At 65.2% G+C, this 13,530-nt stretch carries 16 protein-coding genes; 6 read left to right on the top strand and 10 right to left on the bottom strand.

Annotated elements, in window-relative coordinates; translation table 11 throughout:
- Positions 1 to 2: 2 nt before the first annotated feature.
- Genes PST29_RS30365 through folE2 form a run of 6 tightly spaced genes read right to left on the bottom strand, consistent with a single transcriptional unit; the run spans position 3 to position 4,313 of the window.
- A complete protein-coding gene (locus PST29_RS30365; RefSeq protein WP_060841819.1) occupies positions 3 to 563 on the bottom strand; it encodes a gamma carbonic anhydrase family protein in 561 nt (186 codons plus the stop codon).
- Positions 553 to 996: a phosphoribosyl-AMP cyclohydrolase gene (hisI, locus tag PST29_RS30360; protein ID WP_060841818.1), complete on the bottom strand. Its 444-nt coding sequence runs from the start codon at positions 994 to 996 to the stop codon at positions 553 to 555. The genes PST29_RS30365 and hisI overlap by 11 nt, the downstream gene beginning before the upstream one ends.
- Positions 993 to 1,877 (bottom strand): metal ABC transporter substrate-binding protein, encoded by an 885-nt coding sequence (locus PST29_RS30355; RefSeq protein ID WP_060845032.1) that lies wholly within the window; start codon positions 1,875 to 1,877, stop codon positions 993 to 995. The genes hisI and PST29_RS30355 overlap by 4 nt, the downstream gene beginning before the upstream one ends.
- Before the next feature lie 11 nt (positions 1,878 to 1,888).
- On the bottom strand, positions 1,889 to 2,755 hold the full coding sequence (locus PST29_RS30350; RefSeq protein WP_060845031.1) for a metal ABC transporter permease: 867 nt from the start codon (positions 2,753 to 2,755) through the stop codon (positions 1,889 to 1,891).
- The gene (locus PST29_RS30345; RefSeq protein ID WP_060845030.1) at positions 2,755 to 3,420 is read right to left on the bottom strand and encodes a metal ABC transporter ATP-binding protein; all 666 of its coding nucleotides are present in this window, start codon (positions 3,418 to 3,420) and stop codon (positions 2,755 to 2,757) included. The genes PST29_RS30350 and PST29_RS30345 overlap by 1 nt, the downstream gene beginning before the upstream one ends.
- Positions 3,420 to 4,313, bottom strand: a complete 894-nt coding sequence (gene folE2, locus PST29_RS30340; RefSeq protein WP_060845029.1) for a GTP cyclohydrolase FolE2 — start codon at positions 4,311 to 4,313, stop codon at positions 3,420 to 3,422. Before folE2 ends, PST29_RS30345 begins: the two co-directional genes overlap by 1 nt.
- A gap of 130 nt (positions 4,314 to 4,443) precedes the next feature.
- Here folE2 and PST29_RS30335 point away from each other — a divergent pair, with 130 nt between their 5' ends.
- Positions 4,444 to 5,667 carry an N-acetylmuramoyl-L-alanine amidase gene (locus tag PST29_RS30335; RefSeq protein WP_060845028.1) on the top strand — a complete coding sequence of 408 codons (1,224 nt, stop codon included), beginning with the start codon at positions 4,444 to 4,446 and terminating at the stop codon, positions 5,665 to 5,667.
- A gap of 83 nt (positions 5,668 to 5,750) precedes the next feature.
- Here PST29_RS30335 and PST29_RS30330 read toward each other — a convergent pair whose 3' ends face one another.
- The gene (locus PST29_RS30330) at positions 5,751 to 6,131 is read right to left on the bottom strand and encodes a hypothetical protein (RefSeq protein WP_060841812.1); all 381 of its coding nucleotides are present in this window, start codon (positions 6,129 to 6,131) and stop codon (positions 5,751 to 5,753) included.
- A 120-nt stretch (positions 6,132 to 6,251) separates the two neighbouring features.
- Between PST29_RS30330 and dksA the strand changes: the two genes are divergently transcribed.
- The 4 genes from dksA (at position 6,252) to PST29_RS30310 (ending at position 9,725) form a co-directional block, all read left to right on the top strand.
- Complete coding sequence (gene dksA / locus PST29_RS30325) at positions 6,252 to 6,656, top strand: RNA polymerase-binding protein DksA (RefSeq protein WP_060841811.1); 405 nt, start codon at positions 6,252 to 6,254, stop codon at positions 6,654 to 6,656.
- 29 nt (positions 6,657 to 6,685) lie between these two features.
- On the top strand, positions 6,686 to 7,894 hold the full coding sequence (zigA, locus tag PST29_RS30320) for a zinc metallochaperone GTPase ZigA (protein WP_060845027.1): 1,209 nt from the start codon (positions 6,686 to 6,688) through the stop codon (positions 7,892 to 7,894).
- Complete coding sequence (locus tag PST29_RS30315; protein ID WP_060845026.1) at positions 7,894 to 8,595, top strand: DUF1826 domain-containing protein; 702 nt, start codon at positions 7,894 to 7,896, stop codon at positions 8,593 to 8,595. Before zigA ends, PST29_RS30315 begins: the two co-directional genes overlap by 1 nt.
- 167 nt (positions 8,596 to 8,762) lie before the next feature.
- Positions 8,763 to 9,725, top strand: coding sequence for a CobW family GTP-binding protein (locus tag PST29_RS30310; RefSeq protein WP_060845025.1), 963 nt, complete (start codon positions 8,763 to 8,765; stop codon positions 9,723 to 9,725).
- 7 nt (positions 9,726 to 9,732) lie between these two features.
- Here PST29_RS30310 and PST29_RS30305 read toward each other — a convergent pair whose 3' ends face one another.
- On the bottom strand, positions 9,733 to 10,125 hold the full coding sequence (locus tag PST29_RS30305; protein WP_060841807.1) for a DUF3301 domain-containing protein: 393 nt from the start codon (positions 10,123 to 10,125) through the stop codon (positions 9,733 to 9,735).
- A 117-nt stretch (positions 10,126 to 10,242) separates the two neighbouring features.
- On the opposite strand from PST29_RS30305, the gene pdxY reads away from it, so the two are divergent.
- The gene (gene pdxY, locus PST29_RS30300) at positions 10,243 to 11,115 is read left to right on the top strand and encodes a pyridoxal kinase PdxY (protein WP_060841806.1); all 873 of its coding nucleotides are present in this window, start codon (positions 10,243 to 10,245) and stop codon (positions 11,113 to 11,115) included.
- Between the two features lie 21 nt (positions 11,116 to 11,136).
- Here pdxY and PST29_RS30295 read toward each other — a convergent pair whose 3' ends face one another.
- Together PST29_RS30295 and PST29_RS30290 are read right to left on the bottom strand one after the other, a co-directional pair.
- Positions 11,137 to 12,531 (bottom strand): APC family permease, encoded by a 1,395-nt coding sequence (locus tag PST29_RS30295; protein WP_060845024.1) that lies wholly within the window; start codon positions 12,529 to 12,531, stop codon positions 11,137 to 11,139.
- 262 nt (positions 12,532 to 12,793) lie between these two features.
- Positions 12,794 to 13,279, bottom strand: coding sequence for an acyl-CoA thioesterase (locus PST29_RS30290; protein ID WP_060841804.1), 486 nt, complete (start codon positions 13,277 to 13,279; stop codon positions 12,794 to 12,796).
- Positions 13,280 to 13,530 lie beyond the last annotated feature (251 nt).

Raw genomic sequence — 13,530 nt, 5'->3', positions numbered from 1 at the left:
GCTCAGAACTCGTTCTGCAGGGCCTTGTAGCCACGCACCAGATCGACATTGGTGCGGGCCACGTCTTCGGAAAACTCCGAAGCGCTGATGCTCACCGGAGGGAATTGCGCCAGATCGGTCTTGGGTCCGATGCGGGTGGTGGAGGGCACATAGAAGCCCGGAGGCAGGTCGCGACCGTCCACCACCGAGTTGTGCCGGACCACGCTGCCGTCGCCCACCTCGCAGTTGAACAGCACGCTGTTGAAGCCGATGAACACCCGGTCGCCGACCACGCAGGGGCCATGGACGATGGAGCGGTGGGCGATGGAGGTGTGCTGGCCGATGGTCACCGCCGCACCGGATTTGGAGTGGATCACCACGCCGTCCTGGATGTTCGAGTTGGCGCCGATGGTGATGGCGTGCATCTGGCCGCTGGCGTCCACTTCATCGGCGCGGATCACCGCGTAGGGGCCGACGAACACGTTGTCGCCGATCACCACCTTGCCGCAGATGATGGCGGTCTTGTCGACGTAGGCGGATTCAGCGATCACCGGCAGGTCGCCGGAAGGGTTTTTACGAATCATGGCGCGAGTCCTTCAAGGGGGAACTGATGACTTCCACCGCGCCATCGCGAATGGCGTTGTAGAAACAGTTGGGGCGGCCGGTGTGGCAGGCCGGGCCGTGCTGATCCACCTGCAGCAGTACGGCGTCGCCGTCGCAGTCCAGGCGCGCTTCGATCAGGCGCTGGCGGTGGCCCGAGCTTTCGCCTTTGCGCCACAGGCACTGGCGCGAGCGCGACCAGTAGCAGACCTGGCCGCTGGCCAGGGTTTCGGCCAGGGCCCGGCGGTTCATCCAGGCCAGCATCAGCACCTCGCCGCTGTCGTGTTGCTGGGCGATGGCGGCGATCAGGCCGTCGCTGTTCCAGGGCAGGGCATCGAGCACCGCGGTCAGTGGCCAGCGACTGCCCGTGGCAGCGCTTTCCAGGTCCAGCAGCGATAGCGGCGGGCGCTGGATCATGGCCGGCTCAAGGCGTCGTACAGGGTGTTGAGGTTGTATTCGAACAAGCCGATGAAGGTGCTGGCCGGGCCGCTGGCCGCCAGGGCGTCGGAGTACAGGGTGCCGCCGATGCGGGCGCCGCTTTCCTCGGCGATCTGCTGGAGCAGGCGGGCGTCCTTGATGTTTTCCATGAACACCGCCTTGACCTTGGCGTTGCGGATCTGGGTGATCAGCGCCGCGACTTCGGCGGCCGAGGGTTCACGCTCGGTGGACAGGCCCTGGGGCGCCATGAAGTCGATGCCGTAGGCCCGGCCCAGGTAGCCGAAGGCATCGTGGGAGGTGACGATCTTGCGGTTGCCCGCAGGCAGGGCGCCGAGCTTGGCCTTGGCTTCGGCCAGCAGGCGATAGATCTGTTGCAGGTAGGCCTGGCTGTTGCGCTGGTAGTCGGCCTGGTGGGCCGGGTCGGCGGCGATCAGCGCCTGGGTGATGTTGTGCACATAGAGTTCGCTATTGGCCAGGTTGTGCCAGGCGTGCGGATCGGGAATCTGTTCACCGTCCTCGTCCAGGGTGCGTGGAATCACCCCGCGACTGGCGGTGATCACCGGCGTCTTGCTGGCGGAGCTGGCCACCAGGCGATCCAGCCAGGGCTCGAAGCCCAGGCCGTTCTTGATGATCAGCCGGGCCTTGAGCAGGGCCTTGGCATCGTCCGGCGTGGGTTCGTAGGTATGGGCGTCCTCGTCGGCGCCCACCAGGTTGGTGATCTGTACATGCTCGCCGCCGACCTGGCGGGTCAGGTCGGCGAGGATGCTGAAGCTGGTCACCACGGCCAGCTTGTCCGCGGCCTGAGCGCTGGACCAGGACAATGGCAGCAGCAGGCTGAACAGCACGAGTAGAGCGCGCATCGGGAAACACCTCATGGGGATGTGAGCAGGGGTGGGCGGTGCAGCAGGCCGTGCACCGGACCGAACACCACGGACAACAGGTACAGGCCGCCGGCCACCAGGACGATGGCCGGGCCGCTAGGCAGCGAGTAATGGAACGACAGCAGCAGGCCGAGCCAGACCGACAGGCAGCCGAGCAGGGCGGCGATGCCCAGCAGCCTTGGCAGGCGTCGGCTCCAGAAGCGTGCGGCGGCGGCCGGCAGCATCATCAAGCCGACCACCATCAGCGCACCGATGGCCTGGAAACCCATCACCAGATTGAGCACCACCAGGGTCAGGAACAGGCCATGGGCCAGGGGGCCCAGGCGGCTGACGCTGTGCAGGAACAGCGGGTCGAGGGTGTCCAGCAACAGGGCCTTGTAGATCAGGACCAGGGCCAGCAGGCTGAAGGTCGAGACCAGGAGCATGCCGTTGAGGGTCGGCCCGTCCACCGCCAGGGCCGAGCCAAACAGCAGGTGCAACAGGTCCAGGCGTTTGCCCGCCAGCCCGAGAATCAGCACGCCGCTGGCCAGGGAGATGGGGTAGATAGCGGCGATGCTGGCGTCTTCCCGCAGGCCGGTGCGGCGGGTGATCCAGGCGGCCAGCCCGGCCATGCCCAGGCCGGCGCCGAGCCCGCCGAGGGTCAGAGCCGGCAGGCTGAGGCCGGCGAACCAGAAGCCCAGGGCCGCGCCGGGGAGAATGCCGTGGGCCACCGCGTCGCCGATCAGGCTCATGCGCCGCAGGATCAGAAACACCCCCAGAGGCCCGATGCTGCAGGCCAGGACCAGGCCGCCGAGCAGGGCCCGGCGCATGAACAGGAACTCGCTGAAGGGCTGCCAGAAATGCGCGGCGAACTGCATCAAGCCACCTGCGCGCAGGGTGGTTGGGCGATTAGCTCTTGGCTGGGGCCGAAGACGCAGCCGCTGCTTTTTACCAGCAGGGTCCGGGGGATGTGCTGGCGCACGGCGGCCAGGTCATGGCAGACCACCACCAGGGTCCGGCCCTGAGCGTGCCAGTTGTGCAGGTGGCGCCAGAGCAGGGCCTGGCCTGTTTCGTCGAGGGCGGCGTGGGGTTCGTCCAACAGCAGTATCGGTGCTTCGGTCAGGCTCAAGCGGGCGAGCAGGGCGCGTTGCAATTCGCCGCCGGAAAGGGCCATCAACGGGCGTTTTTCCAGGCCGCTCAGGCACCAGTCTTCGAGTACCGTGCGCAGCTTTTCTCCCCGGGCCCTGGCCGGTTCACGTTTGCCCCAGAAGCCACCGGCCACCAGTTCTTCCAGGCTGATGGGGAACTGCCGGTCCAGGTGTTGCTGCTGTGGCAGGAACGACAGACCGCCGCGCGGCGTACCCAGGTGGACCTTGCCCGAGAGTGGCTTCTGCAACCCGGCGAAGACTTTCAGCAAGCTGCTCTTGCCCGACCCGTTGGCGCCGATGATCGCGCTCAGGCTGGCCTTGGGCAGGTGCAGATCCAGCGCCGGGGTCAGCGGTTGCCCCGGGGCGCCCCAGCGCAGGTTTTCGCAGCGGATCATCAGGCCTCCCAGTTCCAGCGGCTTTCCGCCACGGCGTCATGGGCGTGCAGGCTTTCGGCATGCACCACCCGCAGGTGGAAGGCGTTGATTCCGGGTGAGCGACGCAGGGCCAGGTTCAAGCGGCGGGCGGCGTCTTCGCAGAACATCAGGTTCTGTCCGTTGGCCAGGGCAAAGGCTTGCTCATCGGCGCGCTTGACTGCGGTTTGCACAGCGGTGCCCAGGGCGCTTTCTGCATCGTTGATCAAGGCCATCAGCGGCAGTTCGTCAATGAAATCATCCAGGCGCAAATGCAATGCCGCGTTGCTGCGCTGGCTGTGGGGCGTGGCGACGATGCCTTGGGACGAACCCAGCCAAGCCAGGACGTCGGTGTGTTGCAGTGGCCGATCGGCAAAATCATCAATGAATTGCTGCTGGATCAGTTTCCGCGCCAATGCCGCCGAGCAGGGGCAGGTTGAGGAATAAGGCACGTCGATTTTTAGTTCCACGTGGAACATCGCGTTTTTCAGCCGCGCTTCAATGCTTAGCGGGTAGCTTTTCCAGCCGGCCAAAGGGCTGACCAATGCCGGGCGTTTCAGCAGCAGATCCAGCTGAATGCTCAGGTAGGCGTTATGCGCCAGACCTTCATGGCTATCAAGGAAACGCTGCAAAACCCGGCGCAGCAGCGCCGGGGTGAGGCTTTCCTGTTCGAGCATTTCCAGGGCCAGGTACAGGCGCGACATATGAATGCCTCGCGCTTCGCCATCGTCGAGGCTGACACCGGCATCGGCCTTGGCAGCGGTTCGCTGGCCGTCGATCACTACAGGTAAGGCAATGCCGCACATGCCCACCCATTCCAGGGGCAAGGCTTGGCGTGAGGCCTGCGCGGCGATATCCGGCAGAGTCAGCGCGTTCATGGACAGGTCCGTCGTGGGAAATAATTCGACATGTTATATTATAACAATACGTCCGATGGGAAGTTTTTCCTCGACGGTTGTTCATCCTGCCTTGTGAGTACGGACGCTCCTTTTTTTTGCGGTATTTGCCATGCACAGACGTCAATTGCTCAACCTGCTGTTGGCCGGTACGGCCCTGATGTTTCCCTGGAGTGTTCACGCCGCGCAGATTCGCCATGCGCGTTTGTGGAAAGACGCCGAAAAGCTGCGGCTGGTGCTCGATCTGAGTGGCCCGGTGCAGTACAAAACCTTCAGCCTCAGCGCCCCGGAGCGTCTGATCATCGATGTCGGCAGCGCTCGCCTGGAGGGTGATTTCAGCCAGTTGAACCTGGCCAACACCCCGATCCGCGCGATCCGCTCCGGGCCTTTTGGCCGGGGCGACACGCGGATCGTCCTTGACCTGACTCAGCCGCTGCAGCTCAACAGCTTTCTCCTCCCGCCCCAGGATGGGCAGGGGCACCGCCTGGTGCTGGACCTGTCCGCCCCCGGCAAGGCAGCGCTGCCGACCGTCGTGGCCAGCGCGCCTGTGGTCAGACCCGAGGCGGCGCCGGGCAAGCCTCATCCCAAGCGCGACATCATCGTGGTGGTGGACCCCGGCCATGGCGGCAAGGACCCCGGCGCGGTCGGGGCCAAGGGCGAGCGAGAGAAGGATGTGGTGCTGGCCATCGCCCGCTTGCTGGCCAAGCGGCTCAAGCGCGAGAAGGGATTCGACGTGAAGCTGGTGCGCAACGACGACTTCTTCGTGCCGTTGCGCAAGCGCGTGGAGATTGCCCGCCAGCATCAGGCCGACATGTTCATCTCGGTGCATGCCGACGCGGCGCCGCGCCTGACCGCGTCCGGTGCCTCGGTGTACGCCCTGTCCGAAGGCGGTGCGACTTCGGCCACCGCGCGTTTGATGGCCCAGCGGGAAAACGGCGCCGATCTGCTGGGGGCGAGCACGTTGCTCAACCTCAAGGACAAGGACCCGATGCTGGCGGGGGTGATCGTGGACATGTCGATGAACGCCACCATCGCCGCCAGCCTGCAATTGGGCAGCACCGTGCTGGAGAGCCTGTCGGGGATCACCACCTTGCACCAGAAGCGTGTGGAGCAGGCGGGCTTTGCGGTGCTCAAGTCACCGGACGTACCGTCGATCCTGGTGGAAACCGGCTTCATCTCCAACAGCCGCGACCGCCAGCGCCTGGTCACCGCGCGGCACCAGCAGGCGCTTGCCGATGGCCTGTTCAACGGCCTGCAACGTTATTTCGAGAAGAACCCGCCGGCCAACAGCTACCTGGCCTGGCGCCAGGAAACCGGGAGCACCGGCCCCGCGTAGCGAACAGGCCGGTGCGTGTTGGGTCGTTGCCGAGTTTGCCTGCGCTGGCCCGCCGGCTCCGCCAAAGGGGCGGGTCAGGGCCGTTAGCACCCGCTGATACGGCTGCAGGTGAACTGGCCGCGGCTGCCGCCGGAGCTGGAGAAACGGTTGCGAGTGGTCCAGCCCACGCGCTGGCTGTAGCCCACCCAGGCTTCGCCATCGGAAGCCAGGCCGGTGAAGAAGGTCAGTTGGCCGTAGCGGCTGTTGGTCTGCACCCAATAGCGTTTGCCGATCACCTCGAACCCGCGCAAGTAGGTGGTGCTGCCTGCCGTGGCGACGCTGTAGGCATTGCCCAACGGATCGACGCAGGCCAGCAGGGTAGCGCTGCGGGTGCAAGTGGCCAGAGGGTTGGGCACGGCTGCACCGGCCTGGCCGGCAAACGTCAGGATCAGGCTGGAAAGCAGGAGCGGCAGGGCAAGGCGCATGGCGATTCTCGTGGCGGCAGGGGCGCAGCATCGCGCCCTTCGTCGTGGACGGCAAGGGAGGGTTGGCTAATTTGTATTGTTATAATATAACATTAAATAAAGCCTGATCCGTGACCCGCCATGACTGAACAAGAGCTCCTCGCCGAACCCCAAGCGCACTACATGAATGAGGCCCAACAGGGCTTCTTCCGCGAACGGCTGCTGGCCCAGCGCACTGAGCTGCAGGAGCGCATCGCCGCAGAGTTCGACCAACTGCGCGAACAGGAACCCCACAGCGACCCCGCCGACATCGGCAGCGCCGAAGAGCAGCGCCAGTGGCAATTGCGCCTGCTGGAGCGGGAAAAGAAGCTCCTGGACAAGATCGACGAGGCCCTGGAGCGCCTGGCCCGTGGTGAATACGGCTGGTGCGCCGACACCGGCGAGCCCATTGGCCTGCAGCGCTTGCTGCTGCGACCCACCGCCACCCTGTGCATTGAAGCCAAAGAGCGCCAAGAGCTGCGCGAACGCCACCAACGGGCGCCTTGACCCGCCGCGAACCTGATGAGGAATCCCCCATGACCGAGCGTCTTCCCGTTACCGTGCTGTCCGGCTTTCTCGGCGCCGGCAAGAGCACCCTGCTCAATCACGTCCTGCGTAACCGCGACAACCTGCGGGTGGCGGTGATCGTCAACGACATGAGCGAAATCAACATCGACGGCAGCGAAGTGCAACGCGATGTCAGCCTCAACCGCGCCGAAGAAAAACTGGTGGAAATGAGCAACGGCTGCATCTGCTGCACCCTGCGCGAAGACCTCCTGGAGGAGGTGGGCAAGCTGGCCCGCGACGGGCGTTTCGATTACCTGCTGATCGAATCCACCGGGATCTCCGAGCCGTTGCCGGTGGCGGAAACCTTCACCTTTCGCGATGAGTCGGGCCAGAGCCTGGCCGATATTGCCCGTCTCGACACCATGGTCACCGTGGTCGACGGCATGAACTTCCTGCTGGACTACCAGGCCGCGGAAAGCCTCGCCAGCCGCGGTGAAACCCTGGGCGAGGAGGACGAGCGTTCGATCACCGACCTGCTGATCGAGCAGGTGGAGTTCGCCGACGTGATCCTGGTCAGCAAGATCGACCTGATCGGTAGCGCCGAGCGCGAGGAGCTGCTGGCGATCCTGGCGCGGCTCAACGCCCAGGCAGAAATCATCCCCATGGTCATGGGCCAGGTGCCCCTGGCCAAGATCCTCAACACCGGGCGTTTCGACTTCGAGCGGGCGGCCCAGGCGCCGGGCTGGCTGCAGGAACTGCGCGGCGAACATGTGCCGGAAACCCAGGAGTACGGCATCGCCTCCACGGCTTACCGCGCCCGGCGTCCCTTTCATCCGCAGCGCTTCTTCGACTTCATCAACCGGCCCTGGGTCAACGGCAAGCTGCTGCGCTCCAAGGGCTTCTTCTGGCTGGCCAGCAAGTACCAGGAGGCGGGCAGCTGGTCCCAGGCCGGGGGCTTGATGCGCCACGGCTTTGCCGGGCGCTGGTGGCGCTTCGTGCCCAAGCAGCAATGGCCCCAGGACGAGGAAAGCACCGCCGCGATCCTGCACAACTGGACTCCGGCCACGGGCGACTGCCGCCAGGAGTTGGTGTTCATTGGCCAGAACATCGACTTTGCCCGGCTTTGCGCCGAGCTCGATCTGTGCCTGCTGGATGACGACGAAATGGCCCTCGGCACCGAGGCCTGGAGCCTGATGAGCGATCCTTTCGGTCCCTGGCATGCAGAGGAGGCGGCCTGATGCTGACTCTGAATTCACCGGTGACCCCGCTGGCCAAGCCGCTGCCGGCGCTGCTGCTGCCCGGCGTGGTGCCCCTGGTTTCTCGTCGCCAGGCCATCGGCGCAACCCCGGCGGTACTGGCCGAGGTGTTGCAGGACGAGGTCAACCTCGGCCTGTGGCAGCGGCGGTTGCCGGCGCATATCGCCGATTTCGGCGAGTTGCTGCTGTCCCTGAACCAGCCATTGGCGGAGTCGCTGGCGCTGGATCTGCCGGACGAGGAGGCCCTGCCGAACCTGCAGGGCCTGGCATCGGGATTCAGTGATTTGCACGGTTATGACGGCTTTATCGCCGACGTTTCCTGGCTGGTCAGCGCCTTTGCCTGCCTGTTGGGCGCCAAGCGCGTGGGCTTGCGCCTGCGGGTTCTGGACAAGGCCATGTGCCCGCGCTTTCACGTCGACCATGTGCCGGTGCGCCTGATCACCACCTACGCCGGGATTGGCAGCCAGTGGTTGCGCGAAGGGGCGATGGACCGTCGGCAACTGGGACAGGCCAGCGCTGAACCCCGTGACCCGGCGCTGATCCAGCAGATCGGCAGCGGTGAGGTGGCGCTGTTCAAGGGCGAGAAGTGGCACGGCAACCAAGGGTTCGGCCTGATCCACCGCTCGCCGCAACCGGCGCCGGGGGAGCGCCGGCTGATCCTTACCCTTGATTGGCTGGGTTGAGCCAGGCATGTAGCCGCTGCCGAGCCTGCGAGGCTGCGCCAAGGTCCGCAGGACCCTCAGTGCGCTCAAGAACGACGTCTGCTGCGGCGTCGTTCTTGAGCGCGCGGATTTTCGCCCTGCTCGGGAAGGGCGTAGCATCACTTCACAGGCTTTCCGGACCCCTTCCCATGCTGCAGAACATTCCCACCCATGTGATCGCCGGCCCTCTGGGCGCCGGCAAGACCAGCCTGATCCGTCACCTGCTGAGCCAGCGGCCGGCCGAGGAGCGCTGGGCGGTGCTGATCAACGAGTTCGGCCAGATCGGCCTGGATGCGGCCTTGCTGACTCGTGATGAAGACGGCATCGCTCTGGGCGAAGTGGCCGGTGGATGCCTGTGCTGCGTCAACGGCGCGCCGTTTCAGGTGGGTTTGGGGCGTCTGCTACGCAAGGCCAAGCCGGACCGTTTGTTCATCGAGCCTTCCGGCCTTGGTCACCCGGCGCAGTTGCTCAAGCAACTGAGTGTTGCACCCTGGAAAGGCGTGCTGGCGCTGCAGCCCTGTGTGCTGGTGCTGGATGCCCAGGCCCTGGCCGCCGGCAAGCCGCTGCCCCAGGCGCAACAGGACGCCCTGGCCAGCGCCGGTTTACTGGTGTTGAACAAGGACGAACTGCTCAGCGACAGCGATCGGCTGCGGGTACTGGAGCAACTGCCGGACCTGCCGCTGTTCTGGACTCGCCACGCCGCCTTGCCCCTGGCCGAGTTGCCGGGCCTGGAGGTCAGCGCCGGGGCGGCGCTGGAGCAACTGGATGTTCCCCAGGGCCTGGCACAGTTACCGGCGGTGTGGAGCGATCCGACGCAGCCGATCTGCCTCAGTCAGTCTCAGCAGGAGGGTTGGAGCATTGGCTGGCGCTGGCACCCGAGCCAGCGCTTCGATCTGGTTCGGGTCGAGCACTGGTTGCAGAACCTCGACTGGCGTCGGGCCAAGCTGGTGATCCACAGCGACCAGGGCTGGCGCTCGGGCAACGGGCTGGATAATTCGCCGCTGAACTGGCTGCCCAGCGAATGGCGCCGGGATTCGCGCCTGGAGCTGATCTTCAGCACCCCTCAGGACATGGCCGCCCTACAAGCCAGCCTCGCTGCCTGCCGCCTGTAGGCGCATCTCACGGTTTGAACTTGCGATGCTCTTCGCGCCACTGGCTCAGCTCGATCACCTCGGCGCTGGGCAGCGGCTCCTTGGCCTCGAACGGATAAGGCGCCAGCTCGATATGGGCGCTGTGGGCGCCGAACTGGGTGATGGTCCCGGCGTGGCGGGTTTCGCCGGTCACGGTGAACTCGAAGTTGTAGATTCGCGCCAGGCGCCGGCGACCATTGGCGTCCTTGACCAGGCCGATGCGCTTGAGCGCGACGTTGCCGTCCAGCAGCTCGATATCGAGCCGCGCGCAGTGCTGCTTGACCCGCTCCAGCGCGCGCTCGCGCAGGCCGTGGTTGTGCCACAGCCAGGCGGCGCCGGTCGCCAGGAGCATCAGCACGAAGATGTTTCCAAGGGTCAGCATGAAGGTTTGCTCCAACGAAGTGGCATCAGCTTAACTGCGTCTCCGGTCTGTCGTACAGGCTGCGTTTAGTCGCATACTGCGCGGCTTGAATTCCACCGGTTTTATGGAAAATCCTGCATGAAACGTACGCCCCACCTGCTTGCGATCCAGTCCCATGTGGTTTTCGGCCACGCCGGTAACAGTGCTGCGGTGTTCCCCATGCAGCGGGTCGGGGTGAATGTCTGGCCCCTGAATACCGTACAGTTTTCCAACCACACTCAGTATGGCCACTGGGCCGGAGAAGTGCTGGCGCCCCAGCAGATTCCCGAGCTGGTGGAAGGCATCGCCGCCATCGGCGAGCTGGGCAACTGTGACGCGATCCTCTCCGGCTACCTGGGCAGCGCGGCCCAGGGCCGGGCGATTCTCAGCGGCGTGGCGCGGATCAAGGCGATCAATCCCAAGGCCCTGTACCTGTGCGACCCGGTGATGGGCCATCCGGAAAAGGGTTGCAGCGTACCGGCAGAAGTCAGCGACTTCCTGCTGGACGAGGCGGTCGCCATGGCCGACTTGCTGTGCCCCAACCAGCTGGAGCTGGACAGCTTTTGCGGGCGCAAGCCGCAGTCGCTGTTCGATTGCCTGGGCATGGCCCGTTCGCTGCTGGAGAAAGGCCCCAAGGCCGTGCTGGTCAAGCACCTGGACTACCCGGGCAAGCTGGCGGAAGGCTTCGAGATGCTGCTGGTGACCGCCGAGGGCAGCTGGCACCTGCGGCGTCCGCTGCTGGCGTTTCCGCGGCAGCCGGTGGGGGTGGGCGACCTGACGTCGGGTCTGTTCCTGGCTCGGGTGCTGTTGGGTGACAGCCTGGTGGCGGCGTTCGAATTCACCGCCGCGGCGGTGCATGAAGTGCTGCTGGAAACCCAGGCCTGCGCCAGCTACGAGCTGGAGCTGGTGCGGGCCCAGGATCGCATTGCCCATCCGCGGGTGCGGTTCGAGGCCACGCCGATCGGTTTTTGACTTAAACGGCGGGCCGCTGTGTCAGGCCTGCTCGGAGAACTGCACCGTCGGCGCCGGCTGCCGGAAGCCGCGGGTGTGCGCCGCCAGGTACAGCGCGCCCAGGGCGAACCAGGCCAGGCCAATCCCCAGGGTCAGGGCCGAAAGGCTGGTCCACAGCCAGACGATCAGGCCAAAGCCGATCAGCGGCAGCAGGCCGTATTGCAGCAGCCGTGCCCCGGTGCGCGGCTGATCCCGTCCCAGATGGCTCTTGATCACCGCCAGGTTGACCACCGAAAACGCCACCAGTGCGCCGAAGCTGATCATCGACGCCAGGGTGGTGAGGTCGATGACCACGGCCAGCAAGGACACCAGCGACACCAGGACAATGGCGATCACCGGGGTCTTGTAGCGCTCGGACAAGGTGCCGAACACTCGCCGTGGCAGGATGCCGTCGCGGCCCATGCTGAACAGGATGCGCGACACCGACGCCTGGGATGCCAGGGCCGAACCGGCAGCGCCGGCGACATAGGTGGCGGTGAAGAACATCTCCAGGAAGCGTCCGCCGGCGTGCAGCATCACCTCGCTGGCCGCCGAGTCGGCGTCCTTGAAGCTGCTACCGGGGAAGGCCAGCTGGCTGGTCATGGCCAACAGGATGAACAGCAGGCCCGCCCCCAGGGTGGTGATGACGATGGCTCGGGGGATGTCGCGGCGCGGGTCGCGGGTTTCCTCGGCCAGGGTCGATACCGCGTCAAAGCCGAGGAACGACAGGCACAGCACCGCCGCCCCGGCCATCAATGGCAGCAGGCCGCCCTGACTGCCGTCGCCGACCCAGGGCGCGCTCAGGTCCAGGCTATCGGCCCCGGCCAGCTGACGAATCACCAGGGCCACGAACACCACCACGAACACCATCTGCGCACAGACGATCAGGTTGCTCATGCTCGACACCGAGCCGATGCCGCGAATGTTCAGCAGCGTCACCAGGCTGATGGTCGCCACCACGAAGACCCAGGCCGGCACCGCGGGAAAGGCCAGGTTGAGAAACAGGCCGATCACCAGGTAGTTGATCATCGGCAGGAACAGGTAATCCAGCAGCAGCGACCAGCCGGCAAGAAAGCCGATGCCCGGTCCGAAACTGAGGCTGGCGTAGGAATAGGCCGAGCCGGCAATCGGGTATTTTTTCACCATGACGCTGTAGGACAGGGCGGTGAAGAGCATGGCCAGCAGAGTCACTACATAGGCAGCGGCGGTCCTGCCGCCAGTGATCTGGGTGACCACGCCGTAGGTGGTGAAGACGGTCAGCGGGACCATGTACACCAGGCCGAAGAACACCAGGGCCGGTAGCCCGAGGATGCGGCGCAGGGAGGTGCCCTGGGCACTGTGGGTGAAATCGCCGGGGACGAGGGCGGGATTGTCGGAGAGTGTATTGGCGCTGGGCATTGTTATTGTTCTCACGCGTTCGTGGGTTCGAAGGCTCCCCAAACGGGGAGTGCGCTTGTGCCTTGCCCAGCGATTCTGGCAGCGGCGCCTCCGGGGCATAACTCTCTATGTGGTCAAAAAGGGATGGATGTGGCCATTCGGGATGACCGCAGAAGACTGCCTGGAGCGACAGCGGCAGAGCAGGGCGAGCGCAGGAGGCTCAGCAGGGGCGTGGTGATGGGACCGTCCGTGGTCCGGCTGAATCAGCGCGTGTGCCTGAGGGTCACGGGCCGTCGGCCTTGATTTCCTGGTAGCGCTTTTCCAGTTCCTGGCGGATCTGCCGGCGCTGCTGGGCCTGGATATAGCGACGCTTGCCATCGGCCGTTTCCGGCTGCAGCGGCGGCACCGGAGCCGGTTTGCGCTGGTCGTCCACCGCCACCATGGTGAAGAAGCAGCTGTTGGTGTGGCGCACCGAGCGCTCGCGAATGTTCTCGGTCACCACCTTGATGCCCACCTCCATGGAGGTGTTGCCGGTGTAGTTGACCGAGGCCAGGAAGGTCACCAGTTCGCCGACATGCACCGGCTCGCGGAAGATTACCTGGTCCACCGACAAGGTCACCACGTAGCGACCGGCATAACGGCTGGCGCAGGCATAGGCGACCTCATCGAGGTACTTGAGCAGGGTGCCGCCGTGCACATTGCCAGAGAAATTGGCCATGTCAGGGGTCATCAATACCGTCATCGACAGCTGGGCGTTTCCGGGTTCCATAGCACGCTCACGGTTCTGGGCAGGGGTTGCTGGAGCACCTCTGCGGGTGCTGGGTTCAAGGGTTTTCAAACCATCGATAACGGGACGCCGGGCCGGGCCACGCCGTCACGCCCCGGTGGATCTGTTTCCTAATATTGCACCGCCTTTCTGCCGGAAGTCGCGGTGTTAACCTGCAAAACACCCGTTCCAGGGCATTTTCCGACACTCCTTAAGGATTTTTCCTACTGCCGATCAGAGCTTTCTAATGTGGC

Origin of the sequence: Pseudomonas sp. St29 (assembly GCF_001547915.1) — a bacterium.
Lineage (GTDB): Bacteria > Pseudomonadota > Gammaproteobacteria > Pseudomonadales > Pseudomonadaceae > Aquipseudomonas.
The sequence above is the reverse complement of the archived record's forward strand: the minus strand, read 5'-3'. Positions and strand labels throughout refer to the sequence as shown.

What these genes read in the sequence shown, in the direction of transcription:
- PST29_RS30365 (WP_060841819.1), bottom strand. Translation starts at nt 563, where the DNA reads ATGATTCGTAAAAACCCTTCCGGCGACCTGCCGGTGATCGCTGAATCC.
- hisI (WP_060841818.1), bottom strand. Translation starts at nt 996, where the DNA reads ATGATCCAGCGCCCGCCGCTATCGCTGCTGGACCTGGAAAGCGCTGCC.
- PST29_RS30355 (WP_060845032.1), bottom strand. Translation starts at nt 1,877, where the DNA reads ATGCGCGCTCTACTCGTGCTGTTCAGCCTGCTGCTGCCATTGTCCTGG.
- PST29_RS30350 (WP_060845031.1), bottom strand. Translation starts at nt 2,755, where the DNA reads ATGCAGTTCGCCGCGCATTTCTGGCAGCCCTTCAGCGAGTTCCTGTTC.
- PST29_RS30345 (WP_060845030.1), bottom strand. Translation starts at nt 3,420, where the DNA reads ATGATCCGCTGCGAAAACCTGCGCTGGGGCGCCCCGGGGCAACCGCTG.
- folE2 (WP_060845029.1), bottom strand. Translation starts at nt 4,313, where the DNA reads ATGAACGCGCTGACTCTGCCGGATATCGCCGCGCAGGCCTCACGCCAA.
- PST29_RS30335 (WP_060845028.1), top strand. Translation starts at nt 4,444, where the DNA reads ATGCACAGACGTCAATTGCTCAACCTGCTGTTGGCCGGTACGGCCCTG.
- PST29_RS30330 (WP_060841812.1), bottom strand. Translation starts at nt 6,131, where the DNA reads ATGCGCCTTGCCCTGCCGCTCCTGCTTTCCAGCCTGATCCTGACGTTT.
- dksA (WP_060841811.1), top strand. Translation starts at nt 6,252, where the DNA reads ATGACTGAACAAGAGCTCCTCGCCGAACCCCAAGCGCACTACATGAAT.
- zigA (WP_060845027.1), top strand. Translation starts at nt 6,686, where the DNA reads ATGACCGAGCGTCTTCCCGTTACCGTGCTGTCCGGCTTTCTCGGCGCC.
- PST29_RS30315 (WP_060845026.1), top strand. Translation starts at nt 7,894, where the DNA reads ATGCTGACTCTGAATTCACCGGTGACCCCGCTGGCCAAGCCGCTGCCG.
- PST29_RS30310 (WP_060845025.1), top strand. Translation starts at nt 8,763, where the DNA reads ATGCTGCAGAACATTCCCACCCATGTGATCGCCGGCCCTCTGGGCGCC.
- PST29_RS30305 (WP_060841807.1), bottom strand. Translation starts at nt 10,125, where the DNA reads ATGCTGACCCTTGGAAACATCTTCGTGCTGATGCTCCTGGCGACCGGC.
- pdxY (WP_060841806.1), top strand. Translation starts at nt 10,243, where the DNA reads ATGAAACGTACGCCCCACCTGCTTGCGATCCAGTCCCATGTGGTTTTC.
- PST29_RS30295 (WP_060845024.1), bottom strand. Translation starts at nt 12,531, where the DNA reads ATGCCCAGCGCCAATACACTCTCCGACAATCCCGCCCTCGTCCCCGGC.
- PST29_RS30290 (WP_060841804.1), bottom strand. Translation starts at nt 13,279, where the DNA reads ATGGAACCCGGAAACGCCCAGCTGTCGATGACGGTATTGATGACCCCT.